The organism is Kaistella sp. (genome assembly GCF_032060305.1).
In the GTDB taxonomy this organism is placed as follows: domain Bacteria; phylum Bacteroidota; class Bacteroidia; order Flavobacteriales; family Weeksellaceae; genus Kaistella; species Kaistella yananensis.
The window spans coordinates 1-4,456 of the sequence record NZ_DAMBHK010000024.1 but is presented as its reverse complement, the minus strand read 5'-3'; the positions used below and the strand labels follow the sequence as shown (position 1 = coordinate 4,456).

6 protein-coding genes and 1 pseudogene are annotated in these 4,456 nt (G+C 42.2%); all 7 read left to right on the top strand.

Annotation, left to right across the window (positions count from 1 at the left end; translation table 11 throughout):
* Nucleotides 1-285 (top strand): annotated as a pseudogene (locus tag V5N63_RS05110) (hypothetical protein); the annotation flags it as partial.
* A gap of 26 nt (nucleotides 286-311) precedes the next feature.
* Nucleotides 312-1,313, top strand: a complete 1,002-nt coding sequence (locus tag V5N63_RS05105) for a 2Fe-2S iron-sulfur cluster-binding protein (RefSeq protein ID WP_332033079.1) — start codon at nucleotides 312-314, stop codon at nucleotides 1,311-1,313.
* A 62-nt stretch (nucleotides 1,314-1,375) separates the two neighbouring features.
* Nucleotides 1,376-2,434, top strand: coding sequence for an NADH-quinone oxidoreductase subunit NuoH (nuoH, locus tag V5N63_RS05100; protein WP_332033078.1), 1,059 nt, complete (start codon nucleotides 1,376-1,378; stop codon nucleotides 2,432-2,434).
* A gap of 57 nt (nucleotides 2,435-2,491) precedes the next feature.
* Nucleotides 2,492-3,040: a NuoI/complex I 23 kDa subunit family protein gene (locus V5N63_RS05095; RefSeq protein ID WP_088469481.1), complete on the top strand. Its 549-nt coding sequence runs from the start codon at nucleotides 2,492-2,494 to the stop codon at nucleotides 3,038-3,040.
* Nucleotides 3,041-3,535, top strand: a complete 495-nt coding sequence (locus V5N63_RS05090; protein ID WP_332033077.1) for an NADH-quinone oxidoreductase subunit J family protein — start codon at nucleotides 3,041-3,043, stop codon at nucleotides 3,533-3,535. It begins immediately after the preceding gene.
* 4 nt (nucleotides 3,536-3,539) lie between these two features.
* A complete protein-coding gene (gene nuoK, locus V5N63_RS05085) occupies nucleotides 3,540-3,869 on the top strand; it encodes an NADH-quinone oxidoreductase subunit NuoK (RefSeq protein ID WP_088469483.1) in 330 nt (109 codons plus the stop codon).
* A 6-nt stretch (nucleotides 3,870-3,875) separates the two neighbouring features.
* Nucleotides 3,876-4,456: proton-conducting transporter transmembrane domain-containing protein (locus V5N63_RS05080; protein WP_332033076.1), on the top strand; the 581-nt coding region annotated here is incomplete at its 3' end.

Below are 4,456 nucleotides of genomic sequence, written 5' to 3'. Positions count from 1 at the left end.
GGCGCAGGCGCAGGTGTTCTTTTTCCGAAAAGTAATGTAAAACTTTTCGACAATGAACGAAGCGACCGTTTTCATGTTGCAGGTTTCGGCCTCGACGCCAGAGCAAATATTAACGCTGTCTTCTGGAAACACTGGATGGCAAGAGTAGAAGGAAAATTAGGCTATATCAACATGCCTGACATAAAAACAACTTTAAACAATAAACCCGATAAGGCATCCCAGGATTTCTTTTTCGGACAGATCAATTTCGGGATTGGTTATACCTTTAATACCCGTAAAATTTAATTAATTCATTTTTGAATTCATCTATAATGAGCGAAGAAATTAAAAAATTTAAGATCACGATCGACGGACAGACCACTGAGGTTTTGCCCGGAACTTCTATTCTTGAAGCAGCCAGACAAATCGGTGGTAAATCTGTACCACCCGCGATGTGTTACTACAAACCCCTGGAATCCAGCGGCGGAAGATGCAGAACCTGTCTGGTAGAAGTATCAAAAGGTTCAGATGCAGATTCACGGCCTATGCCAAAACTGGTAGCAAGCTGCAGAACCGGCGTGATGGATGGTATGGAAGTAAAAAACCTTACCTCCGAAAAAACTCAGGAAGCAAGAAAAGCCGTAACCGAATTTCTGCTTATAAATCACCCATTAGATTGCCCGGTATGTGACCAGGCCGGCGAATGCCACCTTCAGGATTTGGGTTATGAGCACGGGGTAGAAGCAACCAGAACAGAATTTGAAAGAAGAACTTTCGAGCCTGAAGATATCGGTCCGAACATTAAACTTCACATGAATCGCTGTATCCTGTGTGCAAGATGCGTTTTGGTAGCCAACCAGCTTACCGAAAACCGTGAGCACGGAATTCTCTTCAGAGGTGACCATGCAGAGATTTCAACGAACTTGAATAAAGCCTTAGATAACGATTTCATCGGAAACGTAATTGATGTTTGTCCTGTAGGAGCCTTAACCGACAGAACTGCCCGTTTTGCAAGCAGAGTTTGGTTTACCAAACCCATGAACGCCACGTGCAAATGTGATAAATGTTCAGGTAAAGCGGTAGTTTGGATGAAAGGTGAGGAAATCATCAGGGTTACTGCCAGAAAAGACCAGTACGACGAAGTGCAGGATTGGATCTGTGATGAGTGCCGTTTCGAGAAAAAAGACCTGAAACACTGGACGATCGAAGGTCCGAGACATATCGACAGACACTCGGTTATCTCGCTGAACCATTACGAGAAGCCAAAAAATATGGTTAATCTCCTGAACAATCCCGATGCAAAAGAAATCGGTGAAAAAGACGAAATAATTTAATTTGATAATGAGCTGTTTAAAACTGATTTAAATCGATCTTTAAACCTCAAATGATATAACTTATGGAATTAATTACCTTTAAAATCATTTTAGTACTTGTTCTTTTCGCCGTATCCATGGGCGTAGCAGCCTACTCTACCTGGGGCGAGCGAAAAGTGGCAGCGGCATTACAGGACAGAATCGGGCCGAACAGAGCCGGACCGTTCGGTCTTTTGCAGCCTTTGGCAGATGGTGGAAAACTCTTTTTTAAAGAAGGATTTGTACCCCAGAATGCCGACAGATTCCTGTTTTATTTAGGACCTGGCATCACCATGTTCGTTTCCCTGATCACGGGAGCGGTAATTCCGTGGGGTAAATCGCTGAACATCGGCGGAACTTCTTTTGATATTCAGGTGGCCAATATCGATGTTGGCGTACTGTATCTTATCGGAATGGTTTCCATCGGAGTTTACGGAATGATGATCGGTGGTTGGGCCTCCAATAACAAATACTCGCTTATCGGTGCCATCCGTGCTTCGTCGCAGATGATTTCCTATGAGCTGGCGATGGGTCTTTCGCTTCTTGCAATTATTTTAATGGCCGGAAGTCTGGATCTTCACTATATCACTTCTTCACAGGGAACCGGTAAAATCTGGGGCTTAATTCCGGCAGACGGCATGAACTGGAATATTTTCTACCAGCCTTTAGCATTTATCATATTTTTTGTTGCTGCTTTGGCAGAAACCAACCGTCACCCTTTCGATTTGCCGGAATGTGAATCTGAACTCGTAAACGGTTATATGACAGAATATTCATCCATGAACTTTGGGCAGTACATGTTCGGGGAATATGTGAATATGTTCATCTCAAATGCATTGATTGCTACCCTCTTTTTCGGTGGATTCAACTATCCGGGAATTAACTGGGTATCTGAAAACTGGGGCGAAAATACGGCAGGTATTTTAAGTATCCTTGCGATGCTCTTTAAAGTGATTATCGGAATCCTGATCTTTATGTGGATCCGCTGGACGATCCCAAGATTCAGATACGACCAGTTGATGCATCTGGGCTGGAAGAGTTTAATTCCTTTAGCCTTAGTAAATCTTGTGATTACTGCTGCTGTAATTGTTTTCTTTACCTAATTAAAAAAGTAAAAGTTGTAATGCTCACGGCTTAGGCCAAGCTAAAACAAAATCAATATGAAACTGACCAACAGATCAAAAGTAGTCTCGAACAAAGAGATGACTTTTATGGAAAGAATATACCTCCCCGAAATTATGAAGGGAATGGCCATTACCCTGAAACACGCTTTGGCAGGTTCCAAAGGGAAAGTTTACTCCTATCCGGAGGTGGAAAAGCCAAGGGCGAAAGTCTGGCGTGGCCTGCACGTTCTGAAACGTGATGAAGAAGGGCGCGAAAGATGTACTGCCTGCGGACTTTGTGCTGTTGCATGTCCGGCAGAAGCCATTACCATGACCGCCGCGGAAAGAACCCGGGAGGAAAAAGACCTGTACCGCGAAGAAAAATATGCAGCGGTGTACGAAATCAATATGTTGCGATGTATTTTCTGTGGGATGTGCGAAGAAGCCTGCCCGAAATCTGCGATTTACCTTACCGACCGTTTGGTGGATGTAGAAACCAACCGCGGAAGCTTCGTGTACGGTAAGGATAAACTTGTTGAAAAAATCAATGAAAGAATTGATATTACTGCAAGACAAAGTGAATTACAAAAAAAATCGGTAAAATAAATGGAACAGATTATATTTTTCTTTGTGGCATTTCTGGCCGTAATAAGTGCAGCCTATTTCGTGTTTGCCCGAAACCCGCTCTACTCCATTCTTTCCCTTATTGTAACTTTCTTTTCGATTGCTGCAATGTACGTTTTACTGAATGCTCAGTTTTTAGGAATTGTTCAGGTGATTGTTTACGCAGGGGCGATTATGGTTTTATTCCTCTATATCCTGATGATGCTTAACCTGAATAAAGGCGACGAAAGTAAAAAGCAGAACATCACCAAATTCATCGGGGTTTTTGCTGCAGGAATCCTTTTAATCGGAATTCTGGGTGCTTTCAAGGGACTGAACGCGACGACTTTCGGAACAGGTGCAGATTCATCCATCGGGTTGACCAAAAACCTCGGAAGATTATTGTTTAACGAATATGTATTGCCATTTGAACTGGCTTCAATCCTTATCCTTGCAGGAATTGTAGGTGCAGTGCTTATCGGTAAAAAAGATTTATAGTATTATGGGAGAAATAAATTCATTTATACAGACCGTACCGCTCGAGTATTTTATTATACTGAGTTCTGTACTTTTCTGTCTGGGAGTTTTAGGGGTTCTGATCCGCAAAAACGCCATCATTATTTTGGGATGTGTAGAGTTGATGCTGAATTCTGTAAATCTGCTTCTGGCTGCATTTTCAAGCTATAAAGGTGATGGAAACGGTCAAATCCTGGTGTTCTTCATCATGGTGGTTGCTGCGGCAGAAGTTGCGATCGGTTTGGCAATTATCGCAATGATTTACCGCAATACGAAATCGGTAGACATCAGTATTTTTAATAAATTAAGAGGATAATATAGGATGGAAAATTTAGTTTACGCAATTATACTTTTACCCTTATTCGGATTTCTGATCAACGGTCTTTTTGGAAAAAGTCTGCCGAAAATGGTGGTAGGAAGTATCGCAACACTCGTGGTTTTTGCCTCTTTCTGTATTGCTGTCAGTTTATTTTTAAAATTCGATGCAGATTCGCAGCCTGTAATTGTAAGGGCTTTTGAATGGTTCAGGGTTAACGGAATCCAGGTTAATTTCAGCTTCCAGATCGATCAGCTGTCATTAATGATGATTATGATCATTACCGGAATCGGATCACTGATTCACCTTTACTCCATCGGTTACATGAGCCACGACAAAGGTTTTTATAAATTCTTCGCTTACCTGAATCTGTTCATCTTCTCCATGCTCCTTTTGGTGATGGGCAGCAATTATTTGATCCTTTTCATCGGTTGGGAAGGTGTTGGTCTTTGCTCTTACCTGCTGATCGGTTTCTGGTATACCAATAAAGAATATGGTGCAGCGGCAAGAAAAGCCTTCATCATGAACAGAATTGGTGACCTTGGAATGATTATCGGAATTTTAATGATCGCTTATCAGACCAACGC